Source organism: Cetobacterium sp. NK01 (genome assembly GCF_024506395.1).
Lineage (GTDB): Bacteria > Fusobacteriota > Fusobacteriia > Fusobacteriales > Fusobacteriaceae > Cetobacterium_A > Cetobacterium_A somerae_A.
Genome location: NZ_JANIBO010000002.1, coordinates 467,974 through 485,506, shown reverse-complemented (window position 1 = coordinate 485,506; position 17,533 = coordinate 467,974). Strand labels below are relative to the sequence as shown.

The 17,533-nt window shown below is 28.6% G+C and carries 8 protein-coding genes and 3 tRNA genes; 3 read left to right on the top strand and 8 right to left on the bottom strand.

The window, feature by feature from the left end:
• Positions 1 to 11: 11 nt before the first annotated feature.
• The 5 genes from NON08_RS11550 to NON08_RS11530 all read right to left on the bottom strand — a co-directional run bounded on the left by NON08_RS11550 (position 12) and on the right by NON08_RS11530 (position 11,242).
• On the bottom strand, positions 12 to 632 hold the full coding sequence (locus tag NON08_RS11550; protein ID WP_256691739.1) for a MarC family protein: 621 nt from the start codon (positions 630 to 632) through the stop codon (positions 12 to 14).
• Between the two features lie 70 nt (positions 633 to 702).
• Positions 703 to 6,237 carry a discoidin domain-containing protein gene (locus NON08_RS11545; RefSeq protein ID WP_256691737.1) on the bottom strand — a complete coding sequence of 1,845 codons (5,535 nt, stop codon included), beginning with the start codon at positions 6,235 to 6,237 and terminating at the stop codon, positions 703 to 705.
• A gap of 9 nt (positions 6,238 to 6,246) precedes the next feature.
• Positions 6,247 to 8,010 (bottom strand): discoidin domain-containing protein, encoded by a 1,764-nt coding sequence (locus NON08_RS11540; RefSeq protein WP_256691735.1) that lies wholly within the window; start codon positions 8,008 to 8,010, stop codon positions 6,247 to 6,249.
• Positions 8,011 to 8,084: 74 nt separating this feature from the next.
• Positions 8,085 to 10,790: a glycosyl hydrolase family 18 protein gene (locus tag NON08_RS11535; protein ID WP_256691734.1), complete on the bottom strand. Its 2,706-nt coding sequence runs from the start codon at positions 10,788 to 10,790 to the stop codon at positions 8,085 to 8,087.
• A gap of 29 nt (positions 10,791 to 10,819) precedes the next feature.
• The gene (locus NON08_RS11530; protein ID WP_256691733.1) at positions 10,820 to 11,242 is read right to left on the bottom strand and encodes a hypothetical protein; all 423 of its coding nucleotides are present in this window, start codon (positions 11,240 to 11,242) and stop codon (positions 10,820 to 10,822) included.
• Positions 11,243 to 11,590: 348 nt separating this feature from the next.
• On the opposite strand from NON08_RS11530, the gene NON08_RS11525 reads away from it, so the two are divergent.
• Genes NON08_RS11525 through NON08_RS11515 form a run of 3 tightly spaced genes read left to right on the top strand, consistent with a single transcriptional unit; the run spans position 11,591 to position 17,059 of the window.
• Positions 11,591 to 13,723 carry a hypothetical protein gene (locus NON08_RS11525; RefSeq protein ID WP_256691732.1) on the top strand — a complete coding sequence of 711 codons (2,133 nt, stop codon included), beginning with the start codon at positions 11,591 to 11,593 and terminating at the stop codon, positions 13,721 to 13,723.
• A gap of 20 nt (positions 13,724 to 13,743) precedes the next feature.
• A complete protein-coding gene (locus NON08_RS11520; RefSeq protein ID WP_256691730.1) occupies positions 13,744 to 16,038 on the top strand; it encodes a glycosyl hydrolase family 18 protein in 2,295 nt (764 codons plus the stop codon).
• Positions 16,039 to 16,045: 7 nt separating this feature from the next.
• Complete coding sequence (locus NON08_RS11515; RefSeq protein WP_256691728.1) at positions 16,046 to 17,059, top strand: patatin-like phospholipase family protein; 1,014 nt, start codon at positions 16,046 to 16,048, stop codon at positions 17,057 to 17,059.
• Positions 17,060 to 17,147: 88 nt separating this feature from the next.
• Here NON08_RS11515 and NON08_RS11510 read toward each other — a convergent pair.
• From NON08_RS11510 to NON08_RS11500, 3 genes are all read right to left on the bottom strand, one after another.
• Positions 17,148 to 17,224, bottom strand: a tRNA-Met gene (locus tag NON08_RS11510).
• A gap of 7 nt (positions 17,225 to 17,231) precedes the next feature.
• Positions 17,232 to 17,307, bottom strand: a tRNA-Trp gene (locus tag NON08_RS11505).
• A 3-nt stretch (positions 17,308 to 17,310) separates the two neighbouring features.
• Positions 17,311 to 17,387, bottom strand: a tRNA-Pro gene (locus tag NON08_RS11500).
• Positions 17,388 to 17,533: the final 146 nt, after the last annotated feature.

Below are 17,533 nucleotides of genomic sequence, written 5' to 3'. Positions count from 1 at the left end.
ATCTCTCTTTTTTATAACATAAAAATTCCTTTTATTCCATTTGAAATTAATTTTACTCCTGCTGACATTATAAATATCTGCATAACTCTGGATAAAACAAATAACACAACCTCTCCTAAAACTTTATCTAACCAATCTGAAATACTAAATAAAAACTTCATTATTAAAAATGTCACTGCTACAGCTCCAACGGATATAATTAATCCAGCTTCTTTATGAATAATCATAACAGTTGATATTGTACCAGGTCCAACTAACATGGGAAAAGTTAAAGGTGTTATTGCATACCTTATAGCATCTTTTTCAGTCATTACATTTCCTGAGCTCTCCTTAGAAATACCTAAACCTAAAAGATTTCTAAAAGCAACAACAACTAATATCATTCCACCAGCTACTCTAAGCTCATCCATACCTATTTTATAAAGATAGTTCATAAAGAAATCCCCAGCTACTATAAATCCAGTAACTATTCCAAATCCTGATAAAACTATTGCATTATACATTTTTTTTCTTATTTCTGGATTTTGATCCTTTGTTAACGTCATAAATAAAGGTACATTTCCAAATGGATTTAAAATTCCAATTATTGTAAGAACATATGTCATTATATCTATGACAAACTCTTTTCCCATATTTAATAATCTCCTCTGTCAATTTATTTACACACTATAATATATAAATAAATTAATAAAGTAAAGTTTTTTATATATTATTTTTATAATTACTGTTAAATGTTCTTTTTTCCTCTTCTCTAAACTCATTTTGATTATCCCAAGTTATTTGAGCTATATCTTTTGTAAATTTAGGATAAGTATTGCAATAGTCTATTGCTTCTTGAGTTAGTGTAAATCCATGCTTTATGAAATAATCACTTGCATCTCTTTTTACTATTTTAGTTACATAAGTAGCTAATTTACCTGAAATGTCTTCAATAGTGCTTGTTTCAATATTTTGCATATACTTATGCATTTTTACAAAGAAATCTCCCTCTCCATAATATAATCTAAATTTAAACCAAAATGCTAATCTTACAAAAAGACCCATCTCTGCTATACTTTGTTCACTAGTTTGAAGCTCTATCATCCCATCATATACATTGCTTCTTATGCTATCTGTATATTCAACTCTTGCTTCATTAGCATACCAGTTATTACTTACTTCTCCAAATAATCCCATGTGATAATTATTGACATCCATTTCATGTCCAACTTCATGACCAACAACCCACGCTGATGCAAAATCTCTCAAATTTGCTTTCAATATATCATGGCTTCCACCACTATAAGCTGTATATCCACCTACAAAAGATCCTCCAGCATGAGGATTATTTTCACTTACTCCTATCCACATAACTCTTTTGTATGGAATGGAATTATTAAAATGAGAGTTCAAATTATCTATATAATAAAGAAAATCTAAAAATTCATCAGTAATCTCTATTCTTTGACTTAATGTTCCTTCTGCAATATTACTTTTTAGCCAATCAAACTTTACTGCTCCTATAAAATTTCTTCCCTCTATATAAGCTAAATTTGAATTTAATTTTACTCCATCTCTATTTTCTATTAATGTTGTGTTGTTTGGAGTTTTATAAAACTCTTCCTCTTTTGTAATTCCGTATCTATAAATTAGTGCATTTTTTTCATTTAAAGAGTATAGTTCTATTTCATCTTTTCTACTTCCTGTTAAAACTAATTGTCCTGTTAACTCACCTAAATTAATTATATTTAACCCCTTCTTTAATAAGAACGAATGCTCTGCTTGAGGTTTGTTTTCTCTTAAAATTATATGTGCATTTAAATCTTTACTACATATAAACGCATAATCTCTATTTGGAAGTATATAGTATGGTGTCACTGAAATATCTCCAGTTCCATTTGTTTTTAACGGTCCAAAATAATAGTTAGTATCTTGAGGTATGCTTTTTATTTTATAAGTTTCAAAAGGTAACTCATTTTTATTTTTCAAAATAGATTCTGCTATATAAAGTTTAGCTAATAACGCTTTATTTGTTAATACTTTTTCTTTAAATTTTTCTATAGTAGATAATTTTACTCCTCTACTTAAAGATTTGTATAAAACTTTATCTTCAAATAAATTTTCTATATTTTCAATTAATTTATTATAGATAGTAAACTTTACATCATTAAGAACTACTACACTAGCTTGAGTTCTTTCAAATTTAATACAAATCTCTTTTACTAATGTTGGGTTAAATGAGATTATATTTTCTCCCCTTACTGGACTATCTGTTTCATGAATATGTAATAACTTCCAACTTCCATTTTCCTCATTTCTAAAGTATAATGTCGCTTTGTAAACCACTCCATTAGAGCCATTGGCGTGTCTTGAAATAAATGTAAAGTTTTCTATAACCTTTTTCTCTTCAAAAGTAAAGAATATTTCACCTAATCCCTGTGAATGGTAGTAAGTATTTATATCACCATCAACCATTGAAACAACTGCATCAGGATATCCACAAGTTGATTGAATCCCTACTTTTTCTATTGGATAATTATTCGAAATATCTGTTAAATTATAATATATTTCCTGTTCCACTTGAGCTAAATGAATACAATTTACTTTCCACTTTTCATATTCATCTATGTAAATTTCTACCTTTATCTCCTCTGTAAATACCTCAGCAAATTGGACATTTATCTTTCCATTTTCATTTGAATCTATTGTTTTTTTCTCTATCTCCTCTAACTGACCAAAATTATTTTTGAAATATACTCTTATATCATATATATAATCAGCCTCTTCTCTAAATAAAATCTCTAATTTATTTAGTACTTCATAGCTATTATTTTTTATCTCAAAACATATAGGTTCTATTCTTTTTAAATAGATTTCTTTTGCTTTTTTAACTTTCTCTTTGTAGCTTTCTGTTAAACTACATCTTCTCTCTAAAGATAAAATATCTTCGTATTCAACATTAGATTTTAAAGTTTCAAAAGTAGAATCTTCAAAAATGTTATTAATCTCATCTTCTAGAAGATTATATATAAACAGTTCTAATTCATTAATTATAGCCCATTTATTAACTGAATCCTCTACTCTTATACATATCTCATCAGTTAAATACGGCTTATTTTCTACCATTAGCCACTCATTTTTATAAGAATCTACATTATAAGTTCCAAACTCAATCCATTCATTTTCTTGATTTAAATCTTTTACTAAAACTTTAAATCTATTTATTAATCCAGATGTATTACTTCTAAAGCTAATTAATCTTAATCTACCAATTAAGTACTCCCTATTTAACTTTAAATTTATTTGGGCATACTCACTGTAGTTTCTACTATGAAATCTTGTATCTAAATTTCCATCAAACATATTTGTCAATGGATAAGATGAATCCTCAGTATTTGAAGAAACTTGTAAATCTTCAAGTTTTACTCTTGTATCCACATCCTCATTAAAACAAAATTCAGATAACGTATAACTATTATTTTTTATTTTATATACTCTATCTGCTCCATATATTAAAATTTTAGCTTTCTTTGTCAAAATTTTTCTAAAATTCAAAGTTACATTCTCTTCATCTATTAAAGGATTACATCTTATTATTCTCTCTTCACCTAAAGAGTTTTCATATGCTAAACACACCTTTAATATTCTTTGCTCACATACAAATTGAATTTCATCTAAAATTGTATCTTCATTTAAAGATATTTCAAACTCTTCTGGTATTAGCGACTCAATATATAACTCTTTAGCTTTCTTCAAAGTATTTATATAACTTTCAGTTATTAATCCTTCTTCTAAAGTTTCTATATCCTCTAACGTAATACTATCTTTTATTGTATTTTGAGTTTCATCAGTGAAAAGATTTGCAATTCTTTCCTCTATTGTATTGTATTTAAATAGATCAATCTCATAAAAAACTACAAAATAATTATGTCCATTTGTTACTCTAATACATATTTCTGATGCTAGTACTGGTTTAAATACTGCTTCTCTAAAGTCTCCACTTTGCTCTGTTAATTGTTCAAATACTTTTTTCCACTCTTCATTGTTTTTTGTTCTATATAAAATTTCATAAGCTTTTATTCTTCCATTATGTGACGGTCTAGTTTGGAATTTTACTCTGTTTATTACCTTAGGTGCATCTAATTCTAAAATAAAATCGCCATACTCTCCTGTTCCATAACTTCTATAATCAGCACTGTGAAAAGTGGTATTTATATCATTATCTATAGCGTATCTTGGTGCATTACCTGAGTATTGTCCACACAAACTTTTTGCTACCATTGTTGTTTTATCAACTCTTACATCTATATCTTCACTTGCATAAAACTCATCTTGTAAAATCTCTATAACCTCTATTTTAAATTCACTACCTTGCTCTATTGTTCCATATAAAGATAGTTCAAAATTCTTTGAATAAATATTTTCAAATTCTAAAACTGTTTCTAATCCAATTGCAGATATCTCTACTGAATTAGATAATTTTTCATATCCATGACTATCTGTATATCTTATTTCACCTTTTAAAACTCTACCTATATCTGTTAATCTTAATGTTTTAATTACACTTTTCTTTTCTATTTCTATCTCAAACTTATGAGGTAATAATCTGTTTATATATAATGTTTTTGCTTCTCTAAATAAATTTATATACTCTTCTGTTATTTCTAAACGAGATTCAATTTCATCAAGTTGTTCTAATGTAACAGATTCTTTTAATTGAGTGCATTCATCATCAATAAATAAATCTCTTAACATATCACTTAACTTATTGTATTTAAAAATATCCATTTCATAAATTATTACAAAGTTATCATTAGATTTTGTAACTCTAATACATACTTCTGATGCTAATACTGGATTAAATTTTATATTTCTCCAATTTCCAGATATACCTTCATTTATAGATTCTCCTATTTCTAGCCACTCTTCTGTAGATCTCTCTTTATATAAAATTTTATAGTTATCAATTCTTCCTAATGAGCTTGGTCTTGTTAAGATATTTATTCTATCTATAACTTTTGGAGAGGAGTTCTTTAAATAAAAATCTCCATATCCTATATCTGTATACGCATTACTATGAAAATTTGTTGCTTCGCTTCCATCAATAGCTCTATCAGCTCCTAAACCTCCATAAACTCCACATCCTGAACTAGCTTGTAAATTATTTTTATTAATTCTTGTATCTACGTCGTTTTGAGCATAATACTCATCTTGATTCAACTCTATCTCTGTTATTTGAACATTTGTTATCTCTGCTGAAGCAAAGATTGTAAAAGTTATATCTTTAGCATAAAACTTTTCAAACATTACTATTTTGTCTTCACTAATATTCTCTGTTTCTATAGTTTTTTCATTTCCATATCTATCTAAATAAGTAGCTCTAACACGATATATATTTTCTTCAGTTAGAAAACTAAAACTCTCTACTACTTTAAAATCATTGCCTATATATTCAATAATTTCTCCCATCATTCCTCCTATTAGAATATCTCTAGCAGTAGATAGTTTATCTATATACTCCTGTGTTAAGCTTGTCTTTTTTTGTAATTCAATAATATAATCTATTGTTACTTCTGGCTTTAACTCTGTGTACTCATCATTTAAAAATAGATTTTCAATCTCTACACTTAAATAATTAAACATAAAAATTTCAATTTCTTCTTTTGAAAGTTGCGTATTTCCCTCTCCTGTTAATAAAAATTTCTTTACCATTACAGGGTGTATTTTTAATGTTCCACTAATCGGAATATTTGTTAAAGATATCCAACTTTGACCCTCTCCTGGGCTATAGAATATTTCTAAATTTATAAGCTCTCTTTTTAATTTTATTCTATCAATTATTTTACTATTTTTTAATTCAACTTCTATTCCATTGTCAACTCTAGTTATTTCAAAATCACCTTGAGGTATTCTTGTATCAATATCACTTTGAGCATAATATGGTTTTATATCTGTTAAAACTGGAGTTACATTAATTATTGATGCTTCTGACTCACCAATTTTAACTTTTACCAAGTCTGTTAAAACTGGATCCACTTCCCACTCCTGTATATTTCCCATCTCTCTTAATCTTTTAGCTCTTAATGCTATATTATTTCCTATAAAATCTTTAAATTCTAAATTTAATTCTTCTGGAAATATATTATTTTGACTTTCTATTATTAAATTTTTTATTATAGAGTTTGAGCTTAATTTTAAATTAAAATTATTACTACTAGGAGCATTTCCATTTCTAATGAAAGTTATTTCTGAACTCATTTTTCCCCCTTAAATATTTCCTTCTATACTTCTCTTATAATTATCATTTATTATAGATATTTCCTCTTCTATCAACTCTTTATAATTTGAAAAATTAACTTCATTTAAGTCAATAGCTAATTCAGGATATTCATTGCACTTAGATAATACCTCACTTGAAATTTCATATCCATTCTCTACAAAATATTTAGATACATCTCTTTGTAGTATCTCTACTACCCATAAAATAACTTTTTCCAATTGATTCTGTATTCCACTCAAATCATTTTCTTGGAATTTCTTATATATATTTGGTAAAAATCTATCGCTATTAAAAAATAGTCTTAATTTAATCCACAAAGCTTTTTGAATATCCTCAGGAATTATCATTACTCTTGAATATCTAAATTCAAGCTCTTTTGTTAATAAGAATGTTAATAACTCTTGAAGTTCTATATTTGTATCTACTTCCCCAATAAAATCTTTTGCTATTACTCTACAAAAATTTGGATTTGCTAACTCTTCAATTGATTTATTAAACATTAATCTAGACATTCCACCAAAAGTTGTATAACTTCCATCTTGTGAACTTTTTTGCTCCACCAGATTATTATTTATTCCTTGAATTAAAACTCTTTTAAATGGTGACACATGATAATATTCATTTCTATTTAATAAAAAATATATATAATTTAAAATAGCATCTAAGTTTTCAACACCTTGTAAAAAATCAAATTCATTATAACTATTTTTTATCTCTTCTCTATTTAATTGGCAAATAAAATTCTTTCCTTCAACTAATCCTAAAATGTTTGTATTCTCTTTTATAAACTCTTTATAGTTAACTTTACCAATAGAATAGTTTTTTATCTCATCTGCATTAAATATTGTCATCTCAATATTTTTAGTTATATCATCAACTAAGAAAACTTCAGTTGTATCCTCTTTTAAATATATTGAATTTAGACCTTTTTTTATCTCTATTTTTTTATCTCTTAATTTTTCAAAACTCTCTACAATATATAAATTAATATTTTCATTTGATATAATCAAATATTCTTTTTTACTTTTAAAAGCTATTTCTGCTGTTTTTATAGGTAAACTACTTTTTATTTTTAAAGTATTAAAGTACTCTTCTCTATTTTGATTAGAAGCTAATAGTTTAACTTTTTTTCTAGTTACTTGATTGTTATTAAGCCATAAATATTTTCCAACTTCTAATAGATTTACCATTTCTAAATTATCTTGATATCTATTTTTTAACTCTGTTATATTTTTTAATCTTACTTGAGATTTTACTGCCAGACAATCTAACGATTCGAAAATAGTCTTTAAATCATCTTCTACAACTGCATTTAAATAAAACTTTATATCATTCATCACTATCCAATTCCCATAACTTCTTTGGACTCTTATACAAATTTCTGAAACTAATACATCTTGAAATTCAGCTATTTTCCATCCTTTTTCTTCAGTTATTTCAGATTGATAAATAGAAATCCAATCTGCATTAAAATTACTGTTTTTATAAAGAATTTCATATTGATCAATTCTTCCATTATTTGCACTTGGATGTCTTGTTAAAAATTCTATTTTATTTATAACTTTAGATTCTTCAAATTTAAAGTAAACATCCCCATATCCACCATTAGAATATTGATTAGAGTGAAATAATGTATCTTCACTATCATCTAATATTAAATCAGGACCACTTCCATTCCAAATAGACACACTAGAAGAAGCAGCAATGCTATTTTTATCAACTAGATTAAATATATTTCCATCTCTTTCCATATTTAAACTCCCTTTTTTAATTTTTATATAATTAAAGGGGAGTTACCTCCCCTTTATGTTTTATTATAATTTATTTATCTTCTAGCTATTCTATTTAAATAGTTTAATCTTAATGAATTGGCTTTAAATTTATCAAATATTACTGATGTTAATAAATGCTCTGCTTGATATAATGTTGGATAAGATGATGTTGCTTCTGAACCATGCATATCAATACCGTAATCATCCATAGCTATATCCCACGAAATTAATCCTGCTAAGTTATTATCAACAACCCATTGACACTTTGTCTCAACTGATCTTTCATCTTCAAATGTATAGAAAATTCCTGCATTCTGATTATATAGGTATGGAGCCTGTGCTGCTTCATCATAGTAATATTGGAAGTCTGAACCTTTTAATATTGTTCCTGCATGTGGATTAGCTGGTCCATTCATATCTAAAGTTCTTACTGATACATTTTCACCTTTTATTAGTTTATTTAAGTGATGTAAAGGTAAAACTCCTGCACCTCTTCCTCCATCCATTGTTCCTGGAGCTGAACATCCCTTTGCTCCATTTGTTGAGGCATCTATATTTGTTCTAGCATATAATCCTGGTGTATTTGGATTTAACCATCCTGAAGTTGGTTTAAATATTCCAGACCATCCTCTTGAGTAAAATGGTGATCCCACAGTTATTTTACTAACTGGTACTCCATATGTTTTTGTAACAAATTCAATTAAATCTGCTATTGCAAATGCATTTCCATTTGGATTTGTTTCTGATGATGGTTCATTTGAGTTTTGGAACAAATATGATTGATGATTTGTTATTGGGTCAAAAGCTCCATGTACATCATAAGTCATATAACTAATAAAGTCACAAGCTGGATGCCATACTCCTATTCCACTTTTTTGAATATGTTTTTTTCCTGATACTATAGCACATGACAAGAAATAATATTTTCCATCCTCTTGTCCTGCTTTATCTAAAGCCCCTCTTAATGCTTTCATTAAGTTAGTGAACAGTACTTCTTCATCGTCAGCTGCTCTTGGACTTCCTAAATCGTTTGGACTATCAACTAAATCTCCATCTCTTCTATCACAAGGGAATTCCCAGTCAATATCTACTCCAACAAAATTGAACTCTCTTATAAAGTCGATACATCTTTTAACAAAATAATCTATTTTATCTGGCTGAGCTGCATCTCTAAAGAATGCTGATCTTGACCATCCACCTAATGAAGCTATTGGTTTAACATATGGATATTTTCTTGCCATTTCATTATATTCAGTCATAAATGCATTTGTTCCACCGTAAGCTGAGAATGCTGCACCTGGATCAAATATATTTGGTGATACTTTTAAACTTGTTCCAATTGGAGCGTCTGCTGCAGATCTTTTTAAATGTGATATATCATCTTTATCTGTATTAAATTTTCCTGTATAATCAGGAATTACATCTATAAAGGCATATTGCATATGAGATATCTTATTCCATGGAGTTATTTTTGGAGTATATTTTCTTCCTCCCCATTTTCCCCACTCTGGAGTATAAGTTATATGCATCTTTTCCATTGGAGATCCTAAACCTTCAACTTCTGATATATTCATTGGCTCTAAATGAGCATTTGGTTTTGTCCCTGCTGAATCCATTAAATGATTTCCAGGACAACCAATTTGTGACTCTTCACCAGCTGATAATTTTGTCCATGGTGACCAATCTCCATTTAATTTTGGAGCATCTCCTTTAGTTGCCCATCCTGTATGTCTAAAATGGAATCCCTGATAAAATACTATCTTATTTGTAGCTGCACCATACTCAATTTCCGAATTCCACTCTGGATATTTACAATATTTTACTCCTCCATCTGGAGTTGCTATTTCTATTGTACCTGTTGTACTTTTATAATAAACTACAACTTTATCATTTGTCTTTTCATCTCTTACATAAGTAACTCTATAAACAAATTTTAAATCCTTATTTGAAGGATACTTAGAAGTTGGTACAATATTTTTAGCAGACCCTTTATTTCCAGCTGTAAAGTTTGTTGGTAACACTTCTACTAACTCTCCATCTAAATAAACAGCTAATTTACTATCTATAACTCCCCAAGTATTATTAAGTGTTATTTCATAGTTTCCATTTGTAGTTACTGTGTGTGCCCATAAGTTTGAGTATGGTAAATTTGTTGGAAAATCTCCTTCTACTGGAGGTGGAATTACTATATCCTCTTCTACTATAACAGTATTTGATGTAATTTGTTTAAACTTATCAGCCCAATAGTATTTTGCTATAAATTGATATGTTCCCGGTGTAGTTGATGCAAAATTTGCAACTTGAATTCCTGAGTTTGTTGTTATTTTTTCTACTCTCGTATTATTTTTATATAATTCATACTCCACTGAAGTTATTAAATGAGCATTTTCACCTAATGTTAACTCTCCAGTTAAATTTTTGTTTATGTTTTTTAAAATAGCGCTAATTACTGTAGGCTCTAACTCAGGAATAGGTGGTAATACCTCTCCATGGTTACACTCTCCTAATAATTTTAAAATACTTTGAACTAATAGTTTAAATGAAAGATATTCTTCTAATTTTGTTGTTCTATTAAGATTCAATACAAAATTATTCATTTTTTCAATCATAGGATCTAGTTTTTCACAGTTAATATCATTGTGAATTGAAGAGTATTTACTATTTATGTAATTAACTTTTTCTATTGTATTATTATATATTTTTTGAAACTCTTGCTCTTTATCTATAATAGGAAATAAATCATTATTTGCTTTTATCATTTGTAATTTTATCCTCCAATTAGTAAAATTTATTTAAACATCTTATAAGATCTTTCAAGATTTGCTTGATACGTTGATGTTTGTTTATTAAAATCTGTATGTTTTTCCAAAAATGTTGATAATCTAGTTATTTCTCTTGATAATCTTATTAAATCATTTTCAATCTCTTGAAATCTTTTAACTAAGATATCTGCTTTAGAAAATTCTTTGCTTTTTTCCTCTAATTTAGAAAGTGTAATCTCAACTGATATTAATTTTGAAGATAGTTCTGAAAAGCTTTCTCTAAAAGCATTATTAAAGCTTTCATTCCTTTTCAGAGCTTCAACATATTCTGTTTTTATTTGTAAATATTTTTCTTGATAATATTCACATTTTTCTTCATATTCTTTATTTACAGCAATTAGATTAGCAATTTCTTTTTTTAGCTCTTTAGTTTTCTTGTTAAAGAACATCTTATCTCCTTTCATTGTTGAAATATTTTAATATTTTCACTTATCATTTTTAAAATTAATAATTTTCTTTTTTAATTTTTTTCAAACTTTTATGAAAATATAATACATTTTTTATAAAAAATAATCAACAATATTTTTATTTTTTTTATAACCACTTGAGCTATATATATTTTTACTGGGTTTTTTCGAAGTAATATTTTTTTATTTTTTAATTTGAAATTTTATTCTAGTTATGTTACTATAAATTCACTTATCATTAATTTTTTAAAACTTTATGAAATATTTTTTCTTTTTAGATAGAAAAATATTTTAATTTATTAATATCCCAATATAGGAGGTCCATTTATTTTGAACTCAAATAATGAACTAGATTTTCAAGTTAGCGATTTAAAAAGTAAAATTTCATCACTTTTTGATAAATTTAAAACTCTTCAAACAAGTATGAACTTAATAATGGATATTGTTTCATCAAATCCAGAATACAATATAACAAAAAATAAATTAGAACTTTTAGTAAATTTATCACAAAGCTTAAATAGCAGTAATAATATCAATGATTTCTTTGAGATAAAAGCTCTTGCTTATGATGTTGAAAAAATGATTTTCGATTTAGAGCATATTATCGAGGTAAGTGAGCCAGAAGTTCCTGAAATTATTGTTCCTGAAATTAGAACAGCTCTTTTAGAAGATACTAAAACTACATTAGTAGGTTCTTTAAAAGATATTGTTGATCCTGAAATTAGATTAAATAGCGTTGAATATAAACTTTACAAAGAAACAGCTTCTGGAGATAATGAGATTTTACATATCTCTTTACCTGAATCTATGTTTAGAATAGACTTTAACTTTAGAGAACATGGAACTTTCTATTTTATAGCAACTTATTACTGCGATGGTGCTAACGAAGTTATACAAAGTAATACTATAAAATCAAACAACATTACAGTTCAATTAATCGATAAAGAGATTCCAACTGTTTGTTGTGCTGCTTTAACAGCTTTTGAAAATACTCCTAAAGGATTATTAACTAAAACTAGAGATAAAGATTCCGCAATAACTGAAGTTATTTATACACTAAAAAATACAAACAATGTTTCAATTGAAACAATAACCAATGCTAACCTTTTTGATCATGTTCAATTTACAAAGGTCAACGAAGGCGAGTACTTCTTCAGCTGTAACTGTAGATATAACATCGGTTCTAGAACTGGAGAGATTTTATTAAATTCTAATATTATAACTATTAAAGGGAATACAACTGAACCAGAGCCTGGACCTAATCCAGATCCAACTCCAGACCCTAATCCTACACCTAACAAAAAATGGCCTAGAGGTATTTTTGCACCATTTGTAGATGCGGCTAGAGATGATGTTAATTCTAAATTCGCATTAGCTGACAAATCTAAAATAACTGGTGTTCAGTTCTATAACTTAGGATTTATCACCGCTGATTCTAACAAAAATCCAGCTTGGGCAGGAAATATAAATCTACCTGGTAACAAAGGAACCAATGCTGGACTTATGCAAGATATTGAAAGATTAAGATCTATGGGTGGAGATGTTTGTATATCTTTTGGTGGTCTTAATGGACCTTATTTAAATGAAGTTATAACAGATATTCAAGATTTAAAAAATAAATATAAATCAATTATAAATAACTGGAATTTAAATAGAGTTGACTTTGATATGGAACATAACAGAACTTCTGGTAGCGAAACTTGTGAAGAAAACAGAAGAAATCATAGCGCTATAAAACTTTTACAGGATGAGTTAAAATCTGAAGGTAGATATGTGGGATTTTGGTTTACTCTTCCTGTTATGCCTTATGGTTTAAATCAAAACGAGCTTCTTTTATTAGATGACGCCATTAAAAAAGGTGTTGAAATCGAAGGAGTTAATATAATGGCTATGTGTTATGGTGGAGCTTACGCTGGAAATATGGCTGAGCAATCTATTTCAGCTATGACAAATCTACATTCACAATTAAAAAACCTTTATAATAATCACGGAGTTATTAAAACTGACGATGAGCTTTGGTCTATGATTGGAATATGTCCTGAGATTGGAATAAACGATACTGGAGCTTTTAATACATTCTTTTTAGAGGATGTTTCTCCTGTTATTAACTTTTGTAAAACTAAAAATGTTGGAATGATAACTTTTTGGTCTGCAAATAGAGATAAAGCAAATAATGGTTCAGAAGTTAATGGTCCTGATTCTACTGGATTAGCACAAGAAGAGTTAGCTTTCACTAAAGCTTTCCAAATTTATAACAGCACAAACGCAGATGTAGCTCCATTAGTTTTCTCAGCAGATTCTGGAATATATAACGGTACTCCAGTTTGGCATGAATCAATGAGCTATCCTAATTCAAATACAAGGGTTTACTATAACGGTAAATATTATACTAATGGATGGTATGTTTCTGCATGGGATCAACCACCATCATCAAATGAAGCTTGGAAAGAAGCTACACTATAATTTTATACAAGGAGCGTGTAATGAATACTTTAGAAATACAAAATATAAAATCTCATTTTTCAAATGTTTTAAATCACTATAATAATCTAAAGAAAAGATTTGTTGATGCAAGCAATGAACTTGAATCTTTAAATATACAATTAATTGAACTAAAGAATAAAATTAATAGTTTAAACATGGAATCATCAATCATATATTTCTTCGAAATAAAAGAGCTACTGTCTAATGTTGAAAAAAATATATTCGATTTAGATGTGGATATTGAAATACCTGAGCCACCTGTTGATCCTCCTGTTGAACCTGAGATTATAGTTCCTACTATTGGAAGTATCGAACTAAATATCACAAATAAAAAAGCTTCCGTTTCTACGAAAGCTATCTCTGATTCTCAAAATAGAATAAACCAAGTTACATATTACTTAAAAACTTCTGTTAGAAATACAATCGAACAAAAAACAACAACTAATCCTAATGAAATTATAACTTTCACTACTGTTTTAACTCCAGGAGATTATATTGTTGAAGCTATTTTCTCTTATAGAGGTGCTCAATCATTAGAGCAAATTATAAAATCATCTAATCTAGTTACTGTTAAAGAGGATGTTATTATCCCTCCACCAACTGGTGACAAAATTGCTACATTAAAACTTACTTCAAGCCAATCTTGGAGCAATGGATTTAGTGCTGCTATTGAACTTATTTCACATTCAACTGAAAATTTCGGTGGGAACTGGGAGATAAACTTCGATTCTCCTGCCACTGGACTTTCTCAATGGCAAATTAATGCTTCTAAAACTGGAAGTAGATTCTCTATAACTTCAGGAACCGATTGGTCTGGTGCGCCTCATTTTAATTTAGGACCTAACGGAAACTTTAAAATCGATGGAATTAATGGAACTGGTGCTCCTTTTGATATTAATGTTGCTTCTAACGCTACATTAAATGGACAACCTATAACTTTAATTATAAACGGTGAAACTGTTGAGGGCGGAACTACTCCCCCTGTTGAACCTCCAATAGATCCACCTGTTGATCCTGAGATTCCAACAGTAAATTTCCCTGAAAAACTACCATTAATTGGTGCAACAGATGTAGAAGCAATATATTTAAATGGAGATAATACTCAACTTTTAGGAACAGTATCAATTCCATCTTTAAATATTCACACTGAATACGCTGTTTACGTTAATGGCTTCAAAACTACTACAAAACCTGTAGAATTCACAAGAAGATCTTCTATGGTTAGTGTTTCACTAGCAGTAGCATCTCTTCCATTATTAACTGGAAATAACACTGTACAATTAGTATTTGCTGGAACAAATAATTCAATAGTAACATATTATCAAACGAATATTCTTACAATAAAAAAAGAATCTTCTGGAAATTCAAAGAAAACTTTAGTTGGATACTGGTCTTCTTGGGGTGGAAATATTCAAACATCATATGTTGATCTTGAAGATACTCCTGCTGAATATGATACTATTGTAGTTTCTTTCATCGAATCTCCAGATCACTTAACTCCTGTTTTTAACCCTGCAGCAAGCAATGAAGTTACAAAAGCTCAATTTAAAGAGAAAGTTGCTAGAATGAAAGCTAAAGGACATAACGTTATTATTGCAATTGGTGGACAAAATGGTGTATTCCATATCAAATCAGAATCTGATAAACAAATCTTTAAAAACGGTGTTATAAATATTATTGAAGAGTATGGATTTAATGGTTTTGATATAGATTTAGAAGGACAAAGTGCTCAAAATGGAACTACTTATGTTGTTGATGCTATAAAAGAAATTATTGAGTATTTTAGAGCTAAAGATCCTAACTTTATTTATTCTATGGCTCCAGAAGTAGCATACTTAATTAACACTGGATTTGGAACTCTATACATTGACCTTATAAAAAAGACAAAACATTTAATTACAACAATACATCCACAATATTATAATGCACCTGGAACTGGTGTTTATCCTTTTGACGGAAGTGGAGTTGTTATTGATTGTAAAAATCAAGCTAAATTTATTCCTGAATTTACTGAAGCTCTTATAAAAGGACACGATGGACCTGCATGGGGAGGACAATATGCACAATTATTCCCTATCGGACCTATTCCTCAAGAGATTTTAGCTATTGGATTACCTGCTGGTGTTGGTGCTGCTGGAACTGGTGCAATTAATGACATGAATGTTTATGTTGAAGCTTGGAGAGAAGTACAAAGAAGAGGATATGATGTTAAAGGATTTATGACTTGGAGCATCGACTGGGATAAATATCACAATTGGCAATTTAAAAATGCTGTAGCTCCTCTTATTAAATAGTGATTTTATGAAAAAACTTAGAATTTTATCTATTGACGGTGGTGGAGTAAAGGGAATTATCCCCGCAATTATTTGCGAATACTTAGAAACTGAAATATCGAAAAAGGTTGGGCAAAAAATATACCTTCATGAATATTTTGATTTAATAGTAGGAACGAGTACTGGCGGTATTCTTGGAGCCCTTTATACATCCCCAAATTATCATAGTGCTCAAGAAATTGTAGAGCTTTATAAAAATTGTGGAGATAAAATTTTTAAAAAAAATATAATTAGAAGGGTTTCATCTTTTGGTGGAATCCTTCGTCCCAAATACTCTACAAAAGCACTTGAAGAACTAGCTAACTCTCTTTTTGGAGAGATTAATTTAAGTGATACAGTAAAACCTTTTATGTCAACCTCTTATGATCTAATCAGAGCTAAAGAGATTTTTTTTGATAGCTTAAACGCTAAAAGAAAAACTTTAAAGAATTTTAAATTAAAAGATGTTGTTATAGCAACTTCATCAGCACCTGTATATTTCAATGCTAAAAGATTAATTTCATTAAATGATGATGTTTATAACTGTATTGATGGAGGGATTTTTGCAAACAATCCAGCTCTCATTGCATATGCTGAAGCTAGAAATATTGATTTTAAAAAGTATTTAAAAGAGGATAAACCGTCCTTTCCAGGATCAGATGATATGATTCTTATATCTATTGGAACTGGGAAAAAAGAAGGGTATAAAAATTATGAGCATCTTAAGACTAAAGGTGGAGCTAAATGGGTCGTTCCCATCATCGATATTCTTTTTTCTGCACAATCTAATACAGATGATTTTGTTTTAAGAAAAATTTTTGACTCTTCTAAAAATAAATGGAATTACTACAGATTAAATCCCAGATTATACAGAGGTTCTTTAGAACTAGATAATAAATCCAATAATAATATTGAAAATCTTTCTTACGATGCTTATGAATTTATAAAAAATAATAAAGATAAGTTAGACGATATTGTTTTACAACTTATTTTAAATCATTAAAATCTACTGATAGAAATATTAGTAGATTTTTTATTATTAAAGTTACAAAAAATAAAAAAAACTCTTTTTACAGAGTTTAAGTTCCAAATGGTGCCTAGAAAAGGATTCGAACCTTCGACCGCCCGGGTATGAACCGGGTGCTCTAGCCAACTGAGCTATCTAGGCAAATAAATGGCAGGTCAAGAGGGACTCGAACCCCCAACCCTCGGTTTTGGAGACCGATGCTCTACCAATTGAGCCATTGACCTGCATGGTCGGAATAGCAAGATTCGAACTTGCGGCCCCCTGCTCCCAAGGCAGGTGCGCTACCGGACTGCGCTATATTCCGAACTATTTTGTTTTCGTAGCTGGTTGCTTGCTACATAATTATAGTATCATAAAATATTATTTATGTCAACAAACTTTTTTATTTTTTTTATTTTTTTATTTTGTGATATAATCACTAGTAGATAATTTTGAACTAATTATACGGAG

What these genes read in the sequence shown, in the direction of transcription:
- NON08_RS11545 (WP_256691737.1), bottom strand. Translation starts at nt 6,237, where the DNA reads ATGAGTTCAGAAATAACTTTCATTAGAAATGGAAATGCTCCTAGTAGT.
- NON08_RS11520 (WP_256691730.1), top strand. Translation starts at nt 13,744, where the DNA reads ATGAATACTTTAGAAATACAAAATATAAAATCTCATTTTTCAAATGTT.
- NON08_RS11550 (WP_256691739.1), bottom strand. Translation starts at nt 632, where the DNA reads ATGGGAAAAGAGTTTGTCATAGATATAATGACATATGTTCTTACAATA.
- NON08_RS11515 (WP_256691728.1), top strand. Translation starts at nt 16,046, where the DNA reads ATGAAAAAACTTAGAATTTTATCTATTGACGGTGGTGGAGTAAAGGGA.
- NON08_RS11535 (WP_256691734.1), bottom strand. Translation starts at nt 10,790, where the DNA reads ATGATAAAAGCAAATAATGATTTATTTCCTATTATAGATAAAGAGCAA.
- NON08_RS11540 (WP_256691735.1), bottom strand. Translation starts at nt 8,010, where the DNA reads ATGGAAAGAGATGGAAATATATTTAATCTAGTTGATAAAAATAGCATT.
- NON08_RS11530 (WP_256691733.1), bottom strand. Translation starts at nt 11,242, where the DNA reads ATGTTCTTTAACAAGAAAACTAAAGAGCTAAAAAAAGAAATTGCTAAT.